Genomic DNA, 16872 nt, shown 5'->3' with positions numbered 1-16872 from the left:
TTCACCCCAGCACCAGTTCCTCGGCGAGCGCCTGGAGGCGGTAGCGGGCGGCGGCGAGGTTGCCCTGGGCGCGGTCGAGCCAGAGGTGGAGGACGAGGCGGCTGTCGAAGACGGTGTCGATGAAGCAGATGAGGTGGTAGCTGCGGCCGGCGGTGACGATGACGTCCTGTAACGGCGACCGCCGGTCCTCCGCCCCGGTGAAGGTCTGGCTCTCAACGGCCGCCCGTACCAAGTCGGTTGTCTCGGCGGCCGCGGTCTCGTGGTCGCCGGTCGGGCACTCGCCGAGGCTGCCGAGCGCGAGTCCGCTGCTCCAGTCGACCAGGCTCGCGGAGCGTGCCCCGGAGATCGACATCGCTCCGGCGAGGCATTCGTCGATACCCGGCACACCGGCTCCTTCGAGGGGGTCTGGGCAGCCGGGCGCAGCACGGCACGGCCGGACCGCCACCAGCAGTGGCGGGCTCGACACGGAAGGCTACTGCCGGATTCCATATGACGAACATTCCAATGGCATATTCACATCAGTAGCGTCCACTTCCGGCCAAGGTATGACAAGGCGTCAGCCATCGCCGCCGGGCGAACCCGCTGGCCCGGGGACGGTCGCGGACCGCAGTCCACCGCCACCCGCCGACCACCTGGCAGGGGAGCTTGGCCGAGAACCGGCCGCACGGCAGGGTTTCGACCGCCGTCATGCGGTAGAAGGACCGGGCGAGCAGGTCTACACCACCGGGTCGCCGCCCGACTGCCGCCGGGGCCCTCGGGCATGACGAAGGAGCCCCGGGCATGACGAAGGGACCCGTTCCGCTGGACGGAACGAGCCCCTTCGGGTGGAGCGCCAGGCCCGGGTCGCACGGACTCTTCCTACTGAAAGTAGGACGTGCTCTGGTAGCACCGCTGACGCCTGTTCGGGAGGTTGTTTCCCTCCCGACGAGAAGAACATTAGCAGGTCATCACGCCTGCTCAGAAACCGGAGGGAGGAACGGGACCGGACCCGGCGGAACGGCGGCGACCCAACCCCGGCGCGGCGACCCCGACAGCCCCGGCACGGAGGGCGGTCAGGGCAGCAGCGCCCGGTAACCCGCGATCAGGGCGGTGAGGCCCAGCTCGAAGGCCCGGTCGGCGCGTTCGCGGCCGGCGGGGACGGCATCGAGGGCGTCGGCCAGGCGCGGGGTGGCGTCACGGTCGACGGCGTCGACCATGACGTCCGGGGCGACCAGGTCGAGGGCGGAGCCGAGGATGAAGCTCTCCAGGGCGGTGATCACGCCCATCACATCCCGTGCGGCGAAGCCCGCGCCCTCCAGGGTGGCGACGGCGCGCTCGTACAGCGCGTGCATGAACGGTTCGGCGAGCGGGGCGGTGGCGAGCAGGCGCACGATGCCGGGGTGTTCGGCGAAGGCGTCCCGGTAGGCGTGCGCCCAGGTGCGCAGCGCCGCGTCCCAGGGCTGGTCCCACATCGACTGCTCGCCGATGGTGCGGACGAGTTCGGCGCGCATCAGGGCGACGATCTCGGCCCGGCCGGCGACGTGGTGGTAGAGCGCGGAGGGGCTGACCTTGAGGGCGCCGGCGAGGCCGGGGATGGTGAGGTCGCCCGCCTCGTCGACCAGCCGCAACGCGGTGTCGACGATGCGCTGCCGGTCCAGCAGGGGTGTGCGCGGCCTGGCCATGCCGGTTCCTCGTCTTTCGGGGAGTCCTTCGGGGAGTCCTTCGGGGGCCCTCGGGGAGTCCTTCAGGAAGCCTTCCGGAGGATCTTCGGGAGGGCGAGGGGCCGGAGAGCCCTCCGGAGAACCCTCAAGATCATCGTTACCCAAGCGTTACTGAATGGCTTTCAATAAAACTCTTCCGCACCCGCCGGTGCCGCGCCTACGGTAACCGAACCCCATTCGGTTTAGGCAGGTCGTCCTCGTCACCTGCCGCGACCCGGAGAGGACGCTCCCCCATGCGTGCCGACACGATCTTCACCGGCGGCCGGATCCACACCGGAGACCCCGCCCACCCCGCCACCCACGCCCTCGCCGTCACCGCCGGACGGATCACCGCCCTCGGCGACCCGGCGCTCGCCCTGCGCGACGACCGCACCGAGACCGTCGACCTGGCCGGCGGCGCCCTGCTGCCCTCCTTCGGCGACGGCCACCTCCACCCGCTGCTCGGCGCCATCGGGCTGCGCGGCGTGCCGGTGCGCGACTGCACCAGCCTGGAGGAGGTCGTCGAGGCCGTCCGCACCTGGGCCGCCCGGCACCCCGAGGCCGAGTGGATCACCGGGGACGCCGTCAATCCGTGGCTCGCCGAGGGCGGCCTGTTCGACGCCCGGCTGCTCGACGCCGCCGTCCCCGACCGGCCCGTCCTGCTACGCACCATGGACCACCACACCGGCTGGGCCAACAGCGAGGCGCTGCGCCGCGCCGGGTACGGGCCGGACACGCCCGACCCCGTGGGCGGCGAGATCGTCCGCCGCCCGGACGGCTCCCCGCTCGGCACCCTGCGCGAGTTCGGCGCCCTCAACCCCGTCCTCGCGCTCGTCCCGCCGCCCCCGCTCGCCGAACAGGTCGCCGCCCTGCGCGAGACCACCGCCGCACTCGCCGCCGCCGGGCTCACCTGGCTCCAGGACGCCTGGATCGAGCCCGCGCAGGTCGACACCTGGCTCGCCGCCGTCGCCGAGCACGATCTGCCCGTCCGGGCCGGGCTCGCCCTGCTGCTCGAACCGGACGGCTGGCGCGCACGGCTCCCCGCCCTGGCCGCCGACCGGGAGCGGGTCGAGGCCGGCGGGCGCGGCCGGCTCACCGCCCGGGCGGTCAAGTTCTTCGCCGACGGCGTCGTCGAGTCCGGGACGGCCGCCCTGCTGGCGCCCTACAGCGACTGCCCGCACTCCCACGGCGTCGCCAACTGGACCGGCGCCGAACTGGCCGACGCCGTCACCGCCGTCGACGCGCTCGGCTTCCAGCCGCACATCCACGCGATCGGCGACCACGGCGTCCGGATCGCCCTGGACGCCGTCGAGGCCGCCACCCGCCGCAACGGCCTGCGCGCCCGCCGCCCGGTGATCGCCCACGTCCAGCTGGTCGACCCGGCCGACCTGCCCCGCTTCGCCGAACTCGGCGTGATCGCCAACTTCGAACCGCTGTGGGCCCAGACCGACCCGCTGATGACCGAACTCACCCTCCCCCGGCTCGGCCCCGAGCGCGGCGCCCGGCAGTACCAGATCGCCGCGCTGCTGCGCGGTGGCGCCCGGGTCTCCTTCGGCAGCGACTGGCCGGTCACCCGGTACGAGCCGCTGGCCGGTCTCGCCACCGCCGTCACCCGGCAGACCCCGGACGGCCTGCCGGCCGGCGGCTGGCTGCCCGAGGAGCGGATCGGCCTCACCGAGGCCCTCGCCGCGTACTCGGCGGGTGTCGCGCACCAGGCCTTCGAGGAGGCGGAGTGGGGCGTGCTGCGGCCCGGGATGCGGGCCGACCTGGTGCACCTGGCGGCCGACCCCTACGCGGTGCCGGCCGACGAGCTGGCCGCCGTCCCGGTGGCCGGGACCTGGCTCGGCGGCCGACGCACCCACTGAAGCCGACGCACGCACTGACCCAGGGCGGGCCCCCCGTACCCGTCCGCCGAAACGCCCCCCACGGCGTCCGGTCCCCGTCGACCGCCCGCACCCGATCGGCGGCCGACCGCTCTACCCTCGTCCGTACGACCCCAGGAGAGCTCCCCCATGACCCTGCCCTCCGAAGCGGCCTCCCCGACCGCACCCGGCTCCCCCCGCACCGGCCCCGGCACCGGCCGCGCCGGGCCCGACACCGGGCCCGACAGCACCGGGCCCGGCACCGCAACCGCCAGCTCCACCGGCCCCGCCCGCCTGGAAGGCGGCGTGCTCGGCACCGGCGACATCGTCTTCTTCGTCGTGGCCGCCGCCGCACCGCTGACCGTGATGGCCGGCGTGGCACCGTTCGCGATCGCCTTCGGCGGCATCGGCACGCCCGTCGCCTACCTGGCCACCGGCGTCATCCTGGCCCTCTTCGCGGTCGGCTTCACCACCATGACCGCGCACATCCGCAACGCCGGCGCGTTCTACGCCTACGTCACCCGCGGCCTCGGCCGCCCCGCCGGGCTCGGCGCCGCACTGCTCGCGGTGCTCTCGTACAACGCCATCCAGATCGGCATGTACGGCGCCTTCGGCTTCTTCGCCCACACCACCGCCGCCGACCTGCTCGGCCTGGACCTGCCCTGGCCGGTCTGGGCGCTGCTCGGCGTCGCGGCGGTCTGGCTCCTCGGCTACCGCTCGATAGACCTCGGCGCCAAGGTGCTCGGCGCGCTGCTGATCGCCGAGACCGGCATCCTGCTCGTGCTCGCCGTGGCGGTGCTGGTGCGCGGCGGCGCGCACGGGCTCGACCTGTCCTCGTTCGCCCCGCACAACGTGTTCTCCGGGGGCATGGGCGGGGTGCTCGGGCTCTCCTTCGCCGCGTTCATCGGCTTCGAGGCCACCGCCATCTACCGCGAGGAGGCCCGCGAACCACGGCGGACGGTGCCGCGCGCCACCTACGCGGCGATCGCCTTCCTCGGCCTCTTCTACACCTTCATCACCTGGATGATCGTGCAGGCCTTCGGCGCCACCGAGGCCGTCGCGACCGCCACCGCCGACCCGGCCGGGATGTTCTTCACCGCGATGACCGACTACGTCGGCGCCTGGGCCACCGACCTCCAGCGGGTGCTGATCGTGACCAGCCTGCTCGCCGCGCTGCTCGCCTTCCACAACACCATCACCCGCTACGGCTACGCCCTCGCCACCGAGCAGGCCGCCCCGGCCGCGCTCGGCCGGGTCCACCCGCGCCATGGCTCCCCGTGGATCGGCGGCATCGCGCAGTCGGTGCTGGCGGCGGTGGCCGTCGTGGTGGCGGCGCTGATCGGGGCCGACCCGTACAACCAGTTCTTCCTCTGGGTGAACTCCCCCGGCGTGGTCGGCATCCTGGTGTTGCAGGCGCTCGCCGGGCTGTCCGTGTACGCCTTCTTCCGTCGCAATCGCGAGGCGGCCGCGAGCGCCGGGGCGTTCCGGACGGTCGTGGCGCCGGTCGCCGCCACCGTGCTGCTGTGCGGGGCGACGGCGCTGGTGGTGTGGCGGCTGGACCTGTTCACCAATGCCGGACCGGAGGTCAACTGGCCGCTGGTGGCGATCGTGCCGGTGGTGTTCCTGACGGGCGTCGCCATCGCGCTGCGGCTGCGGGCGCGGCGGCCCGAGGTGTACGCCCGGCTCGGGATGTCGGAGGTCGACGCGGGCTGAGCTCGGAGGTCGACGGGCCGAGCAAGGCGGCGCCGCAGGGCTGGCCCACCCGCCTCGGCCCCGGCCGGCGGCCTCAGGCCTGGCCGACCGCCTCGGCGAGCAGCCGGTAGGAGTCGAGGAGGGCGGCGCGGTCGTAGGTGCTGGTGGTGACCAGGAACTCGTCCGCGCCGCTGCGCGCCACCAGGGCGGCGAGTTCGGCGACGGCCCGCTCCGGGGTGTCCGCGATGTGGCCCTTCAGCGACTGCTCGTAGGCGGCCTGCTCGCGCGGGCTCATCGGCAGGGCCAGGATCTCGGTGGCGGGCGCCAGCGGCGGGAACTCGCCGTGGGTGCGGGAGTACGCGCCGGACCACGCCTCCGGAACGAGCAGTTCCCGCGCCCGGTCGGCGCTCCCGGCGACCGCGACCGTGCCCGAGACCACCACGTACGGCTTGGCGGCCTGCGCCGAGGGGCGGAACCGGCTGCGGTAGCGGTCGATCGCCGCGAGCATCCGTTCCTCTCCCCGGACGGCGGCGATGACCAGCGGCAGCCCGGCGTCGGCCGCCAGGTCGGCGCCCGCACCGGTGGCCAGGACGAAGGCCGGCACCCGCAGGCCCTCGGCCGGGCGGGCGTGGACGCCGGGGTGGGCCTGCTGCGAGCCGTCGAAGTAGCCGAGCAGTTCGGCCAGCTGGGCGCCGAAGTCGTCCGCGGAGTCCTTCTCCCGGCCCAGCGCCCGCCGCACGCCGTCGGTGAACCCGACCGAGCGGCCGAGCCCCATGTCGATCCGGCCGGGGAAGAGCGAGGCGAGCACCCCGAACTGCTCGGCCACCACCATGGGCTGGTGGTTGGGCAGCATCACCCCGCCCGTGCCGACCCGGATCCGGGTGGTGGCCGCCGCCACCGCCGCGGCGAGCACCGTCGGCGCCGATCCCGCCACCCCGGGCACGCCGTGGTGCTCGGAGACCCAGAAGCGGTGGTACCCGAGCCGCTCGGCCTCGCGGGCGAAGGCCACCGTGTCCCGCAACGCCTGCGCCGGCTCCTCGCCCCGTCTGGTCCGGGAGCGGTCGAGGACGGAGAGCCTGGTCATGGGCGCAGCGCTGGTCACGCGGTGGACAACGCCCGCCGCCGAGCCGGGCATTCCCCCCTCCGCCATGCCCCGGTACGGACGGGCCCCGGTCAGTCCGTGACGGCGAAGCCCTGCGCCGCGCCCAGCCGGTGCAGCGAGTCCTGCCCCGGGATCCCGTCCGCGGCGGCGTCGGCGTACCCGCACCGGCGCTGCCACCCGGCGTAGGCGGTGACCGTCAGGCTGCCGAACGAGCCGTCCACCCAGCGCTGTTCGAGCAGCCCCTCGTCCGCCAGGGCCTGCTCGACGATCGCCACCTCGGCGCCGTACGTCCGGTGCCCCTGTTCGGCGCCGGGGTCGGTCCGGGCCGCCGCCACGACGTGCGCGAGCGACACCGTCCGGGGACCGGGCAGGTAGCCGAGCAGCCGCCGCAGCGAGCTCTCCCCCGGCACGCCGTCCGCCGCCTGGCCGGAGTAGCCCAGACTCCGCTGGTAGTCCGCGTAGTTCTCGGTGTCCGCGTCGCTCCAGTTCGGCCCGGGGCCGGAGCGGTAGTGGGCGCCGAAGCCCTGGGCGACGAGCCCCCGGCCGACCACGGTGACCTGGTAGCCCTGGGCGCCGTAGCCGTACGGGAGGCCGTTGATGGTGGTCTGGTACCGGGCCGGGGTCGGGTCCGCCGGGGGGTGCTGCGAGGGCGAGGGGATCGGGGTGCCGGGGCCGGCCGTGAAGTCGGGCCAGGAGCCGGGGTCGGTGTGGTCGTTGAACGGGACGTGGGCGTGCGCGTACCAGCCGCCGCTGGCCTCCCACACCTGCTCGTCGCGGTCGCTGGTGAAGTCGACCGGCCGGCCCATCGGCCACACGTCGGGCACGCCCCAGGAGGCGATCCAGGCGTGGATCCGGTCCCAGCCCGCGCACGGGGTGTCGACCAGCCGCGGGTACACGGTGCCCTGGTAGGTGCAGTAGGGGAAGAACACCGCCTCGATCTGGATCACCACGCGCCCGGCCCGGTTGGTGCGGGTCGGGCTCGTCGTCGGGCTGAGCAGGCTCTTCGAGCGGGAGTCGGCCGGGAACAACTGGGCGATCCGGCCGCTGAACGGGTCCCAGACCAGGTGCGGCGCGTCGCCGGCGCCGCTGCCGGTGAAGTAGTTCACCAGGTCCTCGTAGGTGCACCAGTCCTGCGGCGCGGCGGCGGTCGCGTTGCGGTCCCAGGTGATGTGGGCGATGGCTCTCGGGGGGTACTGCTGGTCGGTCGGCGCGTGGTCGCCGAGGTCGTGGATCTCGGCACCGGGCAGCCACAGGTCGGACATGCGGTCTCCTCCAGGCGGCGAACGGACGTCGTTGCGGGTATCGGCAGGTTCGCCCTCCGGATTGACCCCAACGGCGCAATGCACGGCAATGAACCACCCGCGCTCGCGCGCCCGTTCGGATCTGTGACGGGAATTCGTCCTCGCGTACGGACCCGGAGGCCCGCGCCGCGTGCCGCCGGACCCGCGCTCCACCCTGCCCGGAAGGAAGCCCGAGAGCCTCCGGAAAGCCGTCGGGCGGGGGCGCATTCCACCCCGCCGCAGCCGCTCTGTCAATCGTTGACTTCGGAACTGGTCTAGTCCACGGTGGTGCGCGAAAAGCACTCATACCGTCATCACCGCCACGATTCTGACGAACCGACGGAGATTCCACCGTTATGCAACGAGTCTGCCTCGCCCTGCCCACCATGCGATCCTGCCCCGACACCATCGTGGAACTCGCCGAGGAGGCGGCCTACGCCGTCGCGAACTTCGACGTCGAGGTGCACCTCCTCATCCTCGACACCACCGACGCCGCCCAGTTCGCGGAGAACGCGGGCGCCGTGGCCGCCCTGGAGCCCACCCCCGGCGTGGTCGTCCACCACCTCGGCAACGCGCAGCAGCGGGAGTTCCTGCGCCGGGTGGCCGAGCGCTCCGGCGCCGCCGACCCGGAACTGCTGCTCGACATGATGCTCCCGCCGGCCGTCGCGTACGGCTCCTGCGTCAACCGGCTCTTCCTGGGCGCGGCCGCCCTGGGCTGCACCTCGGCGCACCTGCGCAACGACGACGCCGACTTCCAGGTCGTCGACGGTCGGAAGATCTTCCCGATCCACCACGAGCTGCTCTCGATCGGCCGACCGGCCGGCGAGGCGGCGGCCGGTGTGACCCGCTCCGAGCTCGACCCGGCCGACGCGGACAAGCCGGTGATGCTGGTCAGCGGCTCCTTCATCGGCGAACTCAACGTGGACATCAGCGAGATCCACGAGTTGGACCCGGACATCTACCGCGACGTGGTGCGCCTGTGGACCCCGCCGGTGTGGCCGGAGGAGGACCGGGACGCGATGGTGGACGTCTCGTTCAAGGGCGCCGGCTCCGAGCCGTTCACCACCGACGAATCCGTCCTCGGCGTGCCCGACATCTGGGACGTCTACATGTGCAACATCGCGCTGGACCACCGGGCCTACGAGGTGCTGCCGCTGCTGCCCTCGGTCAAGACCATCGGCAGCGACTACGCCCTGCTGCACGCCATGGTCCACTCCCGGCTGCCCGGCGTCGTCCACAACCGCCACATCGTCAACTACTACACGCCCGAACGCCGCATCGGCGCCGGCTTCATCTCCTACCAGATGCGGTTCGTCAAGTTCCTGCTGTCGATGCTGTACCTGTACCCGGTCTACGGCGGGATGATCGACCTCGGCCGCGGGCTGCTGGACGAGCGGCACGGGCTGAAGGTCGAGCCGATCCTCGACCTGGTGCGGGGCAGCGTCGACTGGGACCGGGCCGGGAACGAGTACTGCCTGGACGTCCTGGACCGCTCCTACCGCAAGCTTGGCGGCAAGTACGCCGAGCTCGCGGACGCGGTGGCCGAGCAGCGCCAGCAGCTCCTGGACGAGGCGCAGGAGGACGCCGAGCGCTGGGCGGTGCTGATGGGAGCGTGGGCGTCGCTGGTGGCCGCCTCCCGCGCGGAGGGGCTCGGCACCGCCTCGGAGGTTGCGGCCGGGTGAGCGAGGACCTCCGGATCCGGCTCCTGGCCGAGGGCGACTGGGATGCCGTGGTCGCCCTGGAGCACGACGCCTACGCGGCCGACGGCCTGTCGGAGGGCCGGGAGGCGCTGCAGTCCCGCGCCCTCGCCTCGCCGCGGACCTGCTTCGTGCTGGAGCAGGACGGCACCGTCCGCGGCTACCTGCTGAGCCTGCCGTACCCGCCGCTGCGCTGCCCGGACCTCGACCGGCCGGAGGAGGCGGTGTTCGCGTCGGACAACCTGCACGTGCACGACCTGGTGATCGCCGAGGACCTGCGCGGCCGGGACGTCGCACTGGGGTTCATCCGGCACTTCCGGGAGCAGGCGTCCGAGCAGGGCTTCGAGCGGATCTCCATGGTCGCGGTCCGCGGCACCGACATCCTGCTGCGGCTGCTCGGCTACCGCGCCCACCGCGAGGTGACGGTGCCGTCCTGCTACGGCAAGCGCGCCGTCTACATGTCGATGCCGGTGGCAGCCGGCTGACCTTCACTCGTCCGGAGTAGTCCGGGCTGCGGCACTCACCCCGTCGAGTGATGCTGCTGACGGCTGCGCCCAGCCGCCAGCAGCATCACCACCGACCGAGGGAGAGCGCATGAAGGCCGCCGTCGTCCACGACTTCACCGCGCCGCTGGTCATCGAGGACCGCCCCGTCCCCGAGCCCGCGCCGCACCAGGTCCGGGTCAGGATCGAGGCGTCCGGCCTCTGCCACACCGACATCCACGCCGCCCACGGCGACTGGCCGGTCAAGCCGAGCCCGCCGTTCGTGCCCGGCAACGAGGGCGTGGGGATCGTCGAGGCGGCCGGCGGGGAGGTGCGCGACGTACGGGTCGGCGAACGGGTCGCCATCCCCTGGCTGGCCGACGCCTGCGGGCGCTGCGACCAGTGCGTCTCCGGCTGGGAGACGCTCTGCCTCCAGCAGCACAACAGCGGCTACTCGGTGGACGGCGCCTACGCCGAGTACGCGCTGGCGCACGGCGACTACGTGGTGCCCGTCCCCGACGGCCTCGACCCGCTCGACGCCGCGCCGCTGTCCTGCGCGGGCGTCACCACCTACAAGGCGCTCAAGGTCTCCGGCGCCCGCCCGGGCACCCGGGTCCTGGTCTCCGGCATCGGCGGGCTCGGCCACCTCGCGCTCCAGTACGCGCGGATCTTCGGCGCCGAGACCATCGCGGTCGACGTCACCGACGACAAGCTCGCCCTGGCCCGCGAACTCGGCGCCGACCACGTCCTCGACGCCCGAACCCAGGACGTCGCGGCGGAGGTCCAGCGGCTCGGCGGCGCCCACGCGGCCATCGCCCTCGCCGTCAGCAACGCCTCTTTCCAGGCCGCTTACGGTGCGCTGCGGCGCGGCGGCACGCTCGTGCTGGTGGCACTCCCGGCCGGCGGGAAGCTCGAACTGCCGGTGTTCGAGACCGTGTTGAACGGCACCAGGGTGATCGGCTCGATCGTCGGCACTCGCCAGGACCTCGCCGAGGTCTTCCGGCTGCACGCCCTCGGCCGCACCCGCGTCATCCTTGAGCCCCGCCGCCTGGAGGAGGTGAACGCCTGCTTCGACGAGGTGCTGGGCGGCAAGGTCTCCGCCCGGCTGGTCTTCGACCTGCGCTGAGCGACCTGCGTCGAGCAACCTGCGCTGAGCCCGGCCCCGGCCGAACGGGTGCGCCCACCGGTCAGCCTCGCCCGCCGGTTCGCCGCGCCCGGCATCCGTCCGTCCCCCGTCGGGACGCGGCTCGCGGCCGATCCGCCCCCTTGACCGGCCCGTTCGGGCACCAGAGGCCCCGCGGGTCACGCCCGCCCCACCCCCGTCCGGGCCCGGTTGCAGTTCCGTCTCCGTTCCGTCCGGTGGGGGGCGCGGCGCCGCCCGGTCCGGGATCGTGGGGGCAACGACTCGTTGGGCGGGGGGAGTTGCCGTGGGGGACGGCCAGGAGTTGGTGCCCGTGGTGGTGGGCGTGCTGGTGCGGGCGGCTGAGGGGGTGGCGGCCGGCCCGGGGCGGGCGGTCGCGGATCTGGTGCGGGTGCGGCTGCGGGCGACGCCGGAGGGCGCCCGGGCCGTGGACGCGGTCGAGGCGAACCCGGGGGACGCCCGGGCGCGGGCCGGGCTGACCGCCGCCGTCGGCGAACTGCTCACCGCGGACCCGGCGTTCGCGCGGTACCTGGCCACCACCGAGCTCGGCCGGCCCGCCGACCCGCCGACCGTCCACCTCCGGGTCGATCCGGCCGTCGCCGGGGCCCAGGCCCGGGCCGCCCGGATCGGCGCCGCCCCCGTCCTCGTCACGCTGGCGCTGATCGTGGTCGCCGCCCTGGTCGCCGTCGGGATCAACCTGGGCTCGCGCCCGCTGCTGCGGCCGGGCGGGCCCGACCTGGCCCACGCCGGGCGGACGCTGCGCGACCCGGCCCAGGTTCAGGGTGTGCTACCCGACCTGCGGGCCATGCCGGGCGGCTGGCAGGTGGAGAGCGGCCCACAGTCGGGAGCGGGCCCGGGCGAGGACGCGCCCTGCCTGCTCCCGGACACCTGTGACCAGCAACTCGCCTACGCCACCGTGACGTTCCGCGCCGTGACCACGCACAGCGCACAGTTCACCGTGGTCACCTTCGCCTCCGCCGACGCCGCCGGCCGGGCCTTCGACGCGATGCTCGCCCACGTCGGCGGCGCCGACGCGGCCGCCGCCGTCCCCCTCCCCTCGATCGGCGACCAGCGCGCCGCCCGGACGCACGGTGCGGAAGGGGCGGAGGCCCTGGTGCGGGTCGGCACCACGCTGCTGTACGTCCGCGATTCGGGCCCGGGCTCCGACGCCGCCACTCCGGTGCTGGTCCTGTTCGCCCGCCTGCTGGCCGAGCGCGCCCAGCAGGCCGAGGACGGCCGCGAGCCCGACGCCGCCGCCCAGGGGGCCACCGCCTGACCCGGCCGCCCGCAGCCCCTGCTTGAACGCGCCGCACCCCGACCGAGCCGGTCGCCGGGTGCGGCTGCCGTTGCGCCGGGACAAGGGTGGGGCCACCGGTGAGGCCGCGAGGGGCCCGCTCCCCCGAATGCGTGTATCGCTCTCTTGACTGGCGTCACCAACACGCCATACTGGCCTCACTCCCCGCTCGCACGATGAGGTGCCCGCCCATGGAGCTATCCCCCTCCGCGCACGTGGACACGTTCTGCCGCGACCATCTCCCACCCTTCGACCAGTGGCCAGAACTCCGCTTCGACATACCGGAGTTGTTCTATCCGGACCGGCTGAACTGCGCCCAGGCGCTGCTCGACGGAACGATCGCCCGGTACGGCCCCGACCGCCGCTGCCTGCTCACCCCGACCGGCCAGTGGACCTACGGCGAACTGCGCGACCACGCCGACCGGGTGGCCCGGCTGCTGACCGAGGACCTCGGCCTGGCCACCGGCAACCGGGTGCTGCTCCGCGGCCCCAACACCCCCTGGCTGGTGGCCTGCTGGCTCGGCGTCCTGAAGGCCGGCGGCGTCGCCGTCAGCACCATGCCGCTGCTGCGGGCCGCCGAACTGACCGGACTGCACCGGATCGCCCGGCCCACCATCGCCCTGTGCGACCACCGCTACCTGGACGACCTCGCCCGGGCCGAGACACCCGGCCTGCGGGTGCTCGCCTTCGGCGGGCCCGGCCCCCAGGACCTGACCGCCCGCTGCGCCGCCAAGAGCGGCGGCTTCACCGCCGTGCCCACCGCCGCCGACGACGTCGCGCTGATCGCCTTCACCTCCGGAACCACCGGACGGCCCAAGGCCACCCTGCACTTCCACCGCGACGTGCTCGCCAACGCCGACACCTTCTCCCGCCACCTCCTGCGCCCCACCCCCGACGACCTGTTCGCCGGCACCCCGCCGCTCGCCTTCACCTTCGGACTCGGCGGCCTGGTGGTCTTCCCGCTGCGCGCCGGCGCCGCCAGCCTCCTGCTGGAGCAGGCCACCCCCGAGCAACTCGCCGAGCAGGTCCACCGGCACCGGGTCGGCGTGCTGTTCACCGCGCCGACCGCCTACCGGGCGATCCTGGCCGCCGGGCTCGCCGACCGCCTGTCCGGCGTACGGCGTTGCGTCTCGGCCGGCGAGCACCTGCCCGCCGCCCTCTGGGAGGCCTTCCACGCGGCCACCGGGCAGCGGCTGATCGACGGCATCGGCGCCACCGAGCTGCTGCACGTGTTCATCTCCGCCGCCGACGGCGACATCCGCCCCGGCGCGACCGGCCGCCCCGTCCCCGGCTACCGGGCCGCCGTCCTGGACGAACAGGGCCGGCCGGTGCCGGACGGCGTGCCCGGTCTGCTCGCCGTCAAGGGCCCGACCGGCTGCCGCTACCTGGACGACGAGCGCCAGCGCGACTACGTCCGCAACGGCTGGAACCTCACCGGCGACACCTACGTCCGCGACCGGGACGGCTACTTCTGGTACCAGGCGCGCAACGACGACATGATCGTCTCGGCCGGCTACAACATCGCCGGCCCCGAGGTCGAGCAGGCCCTCGCCGCCCACCCCCACGTCGCCGACTGCGCGGTGGTCGGGGCGCCGGACGAACGGCGCGGCACCGTGGTGAAGGCCTACGTGGTGCTGCGCGAGGGCGCGCCCGCCGGGCCGGAGCAGGTACGGAGCCTCCAGGAGCACGTCAAACGGACCATCGCCCCGTACAAGTACCCGCGCGCGGTCGAGTTCGTCACCCGGCTGCCGCGCACCGCCACCGGCAAGCTGCACCGCGCCGAGCTGCGCCGGCGGGCCGCGACCGCCCCGGCCAGCGTGGCGATCGAGCGCCGGGTCGAGTGGTCCGACACCGACGCGGCCGGGCACTACCACTTCTCGGCCGTCCAGCGCTGGGCCGAGGCCGCGGAGGCGGCGCTGCTGCGCCGGCTGGGCCTGGCCGAGCTGTTCGGGCGGATCCCGCGGGTGCACTTCGAGGCCGACTACCGCGAGCGGCTCTGGTTCGGCGACCTGGTCCGCACCGAGCTGCGGGTGGTCCGGGTCGGCGGCTCCTCGCTGCACTACGCCTTCGAGGTGCACGGCCCGCACGGCCTGGCCGCGTCCGGGCGGATGTCGGTGGTGCACGCCGCGCCGAACGCCAAGGGCGCCGAACCCTGGCCCGCGCCGGTGCGCCGCGCGCTGGCCGAGGCCGGACCGCAACAGCCGGAGGTGGTGCGGTGACCACCGCGGCCCGCACCACCACCACCGCCGCACGCACCGGCGCGGCCCACCCCACCACCGCCCGCCGCATCGCGGTGATCGGCGCCGGTCCGGGCGGGCTCTACTTCGCCGCGCTCGCCAAACGGCTGGCACCGCACCGGGAGATCACCGTCTTCGAACGCGCCGGCCGGGAGGACGAGTTCGGCTTCGGCGTGGTGTTCTCCGACGAGACGCTGGACGGCATCGCCCAGGCTGACCCGGAGGTCTTCGCCGCGATCGGCGCCGAGTTCGCCCGCTGGAGCGACATCGACGTGCGCTACGCGGGCGAGGTCCGCACCTGCGGCGGGCACGGCTTCGCGGCACTCGACCGCAACCGGCTGCGCGCGATCCTGCAACAGCGCTGCGGGCAGCTCGCGGTGGACGTGCGCTACCGCACCCCCGCTCCTCCGGTCGACCGGCTCGCCGCCGAGTACGACCTGGTGGTCGCCGCCGACGGCATCCACTCGGGCACCCGCGCGGCCTACGCCGACACCTTCCGGCCCGACCTGGACGAGCGGCACTGCCGCTACATCTGGCTCGCCACCGACAAGGTCTTCGAGGCCTTCACCTTCATCGTCGAGCGGTTCGACTTCGGCACCCTCCAGGTGCACGCCTACCCGTACAGCGCGACCCGTTCCACCTTCATCGTGGAGATCGCCGAAGACGCCTGGCGCCGCGCCGGGTTCGCCGCCCTCGCCGCCCGGGAGCCGGCCCGCGGCGCGAGCGACGAGGCGAGCGTGCGGCGCTGCGCGGACCTGCTCGCCGGGCACCTGGACGGCCACCGGCTGATCCCGAACGCCTCCCGCTGGATCCGCTTCACCACCGTGCGCAACGCCCGCTGGCGCCACCGCAACGTGGTGCTGCTCGGCGACGCGGCGCACTCCGCGCACTTCTCGATCGGCTCGGGCACCAAGCTCGCCCTGGAGGACGCCCTCGCGCTCGCCGCGAGCCTGCACGAACAGCCGGCGCTGGAGCAGGCGTTGGTCGCCTACGAGGCGGAGCGGCGCCCGGTGGTGGAGTCCACCCAGCGGGCCGCGCAGGCGAGCCTGGAGTGGTTCGAGACGGTGGAGCGGCGCACCGGGCAGGGCGCCGACCGGTTCGCGTTCAACCTGCTCACCCGCAGCCGCCGGGTCACCTACGGCAACCTGCGGGCCCGCGACCCCGACTTCGTCGACGCGGTGGACGCCGCCGCCGGCGGCCCGCCCGGTGTGCCGCCGATGTTCCGGCCGCTGAAGCTCGGCGCCCTGGAGCTGCGCAACCGCGTCGTGGTGCCCCCGCTCGCCACCTTCACCTCCACCGACACCCTGCCCAGCGGCTTCGACCGGGCCCAGCTGACCGCGCACGCGCTCGGCGGCGCCGGGCTGGTCCTCGCCGGGATGGCCGCCGTCAGCCCCGGGGGCCGGGCCACCGACCGCTGCCCGGGGCTGTGGAACGACCGCCAGGAGGCGGCCTGGCGCGAACTCGTCGACGCCGTCCGCGCGGTGAGCGACACCCCGGTCGGCCTCCAGCTGACGCACGCCGGCCGCCGGGGCGCCACCGCCGCACCCGGCCCGGACGGGATCGGGCGCCCACTCGCCGACGGCTGGCCGCTGCTCGCTGCCTCCCCGCTCCCCTGGGGCCCGGACAGCCCTCCCCCGCACCCGGCCACCGCCGCCCAACTGGCCACCGTGATCGCGGACTTCGCCGAGGCGGCGGAACGCGCGGCACGGGTCGGCTTCGACGCGCTGGAGCTGCAGTTCGGCCACGGCCACCTGCTCTCCGGCTTCCTCTCACCGCTGACCAACCACCGCACCGACCGCTACGGCGGCCGGCTCGCGCACCGGCTGCGGCTGCCGCTGGAGGTGCTGGCGGCCGTCCGCGCGGTCTGGCCTGCCGGGCGGCCGCTACTGGTGCGGATCTCGGCCTGCGACTGGGCGCCCGGCGGCACCACCGGACCGGAGGCCGTCACGATCGGCCGCGCGCTGGCCGACGGCGGGGCGGACGCGGTGGACGTGTCCACCGGCGAGGTGGTCGCCCACCAGCGGCCGCCGTACGGACGCGGGTACCAGACCCCGTTCGCCGAGCTGATCCGCGCCGCCACCGGCCTGCCGACCATCGCGGTCGGCGCGATCTCCGGGCACGACGACGCCAACTCCGTGCTCCTGGCCGGGCGGGCCGACCTGGTCGCGATCGGGCGGGCCCAGCTGTACGACCCGCTCTGGACGCTGCACGCCGCCGCCGAGCAGGGCTACACCGGGCCGGGCGCGCACTGGCCCGGCCCCTGGTCGGCGGGCAGCCGCAGACCACCGGGCCCGAACGCCGACCGGGTCGCACCGCGCCTGCACCTGCTCGCCGAGCCCGCCGCGCCGGTGCACCGCCGCTGGCCGCCGCCCACCCCCGAACCGCGCTGAGCAGCCGAGGAGGCCC

12 protein-coding genes are annotated in these 16872 nt (G+C 74.5%); 8 read left to right on the top strand and 4 right to left on the bottom strand.

Features of this window, described 5'->3' with window-relative positions; all coding sequences use genetic code 11:
- Position 1 precedes the first annotated feature (1 nt).
- Positions 2 to 385: a hypothetical protein gene (locus ACIOGZ_RS12745; RefSeq protein WP_063350270.1), complete on the bottom strand. Its 384-nt coding sequence runs from the start codon at positions 383 to 385 to the stop codon at positions 2 to 4.
- A gap of 667 nt (positions 386 to 1052) precedes the next feature.
- Positions 1053 to 1661, bottom strand: a complete 609-nt coding sequence (locus tag ACIOGZ_RS12740) for a TetR/AcrR family transcriptional regulator C-terminal domain-containing protein (RefSeq protein WP_363585199.1) — start codon at positions 1659 to 1661, stop codon at positions 1053 to 1055.
- A gap of 272 nt (positions 1662 to 1933) precedes the next feature.
- Between ACIOGZ_RS12740 and ACIOGZ_RS12735 the strand changes: the two genes are divergently transcribed.
- Both ACIOGZ_RS12735 and ACIOGZ_RS12730 read left to right on the top strand, forming a co-directional pair.
- Positions 1934 to 3544: an amidohydrolase gene (locus tag ACIOGZ_RS12735; RefSeq protein ID WP_363585201.1), complete on the top strand. Its 1611-nt coding sequence runs from the start codon at positions 1934 to 1936 to the stop codon at positions 3542 to 3544.
- A 147-nt stretch (positions 3545 to 3691) separates the two neighbouring features.
- Complete coding sequence (locus tag ACIOGZ_RS12730) at positions 3692 to 5254, top strand: APC family permease (RefSeq protein WP_400985881.1); 1563 nt, start codon at positions 3692 to 3694, stop codon at positions 5252 to 5254.
- A 73-nt stretch (positions 5255 to 5327) separates the two neighbouring features.
- On the opposite strand, the gene ACIOGZ_RS12725 is transcribed toward ACIOGZ_RS12730, so the two are convergent.
- Positions 5328 to 6317 carry an MsnO8 family LLM class oxidoreductase gene (locus ACIOGZ_RS12725; protein WP_400985879.1) on the bottom strand — a complete coding sequence of 330 codons (990 nt, stop codon included), beginning with the start codon at positions 6315 to 6317 and terminating at the stop codon, positions 5328 to 5330.
- An 89-nt stretch (positions 6318 to 6406) separates the two neighbouring features.
- Complete coding sequence (locus tag ACIOGZ_RS12720) at positions 6407 to 7597, bottom strand: peptidoglycan-binding protein (protein WP_363585207.1); 1191 nt, start codon at positions 7595 to 7597, stop codon at positions 6407 to 6409.
- 374 nt (positions 7598 to 7971) lie between these two features.
- Here ACIOGZ_RS12720 and ACIOGZ_RS12715 point away from each other — a divergent pair, with 374 nt between their 5' ends.
- The 6 genes from ACIOGZ_RS12715 (at position 7972) to ACIOGZ_RS12690 (ending at position 16856) form a co-directional block, all read left to right on the top strand.
- Positions 7972 to 9297, top strand: a complete 1326-nt coding sequence (locus ACIOGZ_RS12715; protein WP_363585209.1) for a DUF6271 family protein — start codon at positions 7972 to 7974, stop codon at positions 9295 to 9297.
- Complete coding sequence (locus tag ACIOGZ_RS12710) at positions 9294 to 9797, top strand: GNAT family N-acetyltransferase (RefSeq protein ID WP_363629493.1); 504 nt, start codon at positions 9294 to 9296, stop codon at positions 9795 to 9797. The genes ACIOGZ_RS12715 and ACIOGZ_RS12710 overlap by 4 nt, the downstream gene beginning before the upstream one ends.
- A 109-nt stretch (positions 9798 to 9906) precedes the next feature.
- Positions 9907 to 10920 carry an alcohol dehydrogenase AdhP gene (adhP, locus tag ACIOGZ_RS12705; RefSeq protein ID WP_400985877.1) on the top strand — a complete coding sequence of 338 codons (1014 nt, stop codon included), beginning with the start codon at positions 9907 to 9909 and terminating at the stop codon, positions 10918 to 10920.
- A gap of 301 nt (positions 10921 to 11221) precedes the next feature.
- Entirely contained in the window at positions 11222 to 12211 is a 990-nt protein-coding gene (locus ACIOGZ_RS12700) for a hypothetical protein (protein ID WP_400985875.1), read from the top strand.
- Between the two features lie 209 nt (positions 12212 to 12420).
- Entirely contained in the window at positions 12421 to 14448 is a 2028-nt protein-coding gene (locus tag ACIOGZ_RS12695) for an AMP-binding protein (protein ID WP_400807652.1), read from the top strand.
- The gene (locus ACIOGZ_RS12690; protein ID WP_400807650.1) at positions 14445 to 16856 is read left to right on the top strand and encodes an FAD-dependent monooxygenase; all 2412 of its coding nucleotides are present in this window, start codon (positions 14445 to 14447) and stop codon (positions 16854 to 16856) included. Before ACIOGZ_RS12695 ends, ACIOGZ_RS12690 begins: the two co-directional genes overlap by 4 nt.
- Positions 16857 to 16872 lie beyond the last annotated feature (16 nt).

Origin of the sequence: Kitasatospora sp. NPDC088160 (assembly GCF_044741445.1) — a bacterium.
Classification (GTDB): domain Bacteria; phylum Actinomycetota; class Actinomycetes; order Streptomycetales; family Streptomycetaceae; genus Kitasatospora.
Note: the sequence above shows the minus strand (reverse complement) of the source record. Positions and strands in the feature narration are given on the sequence as shown.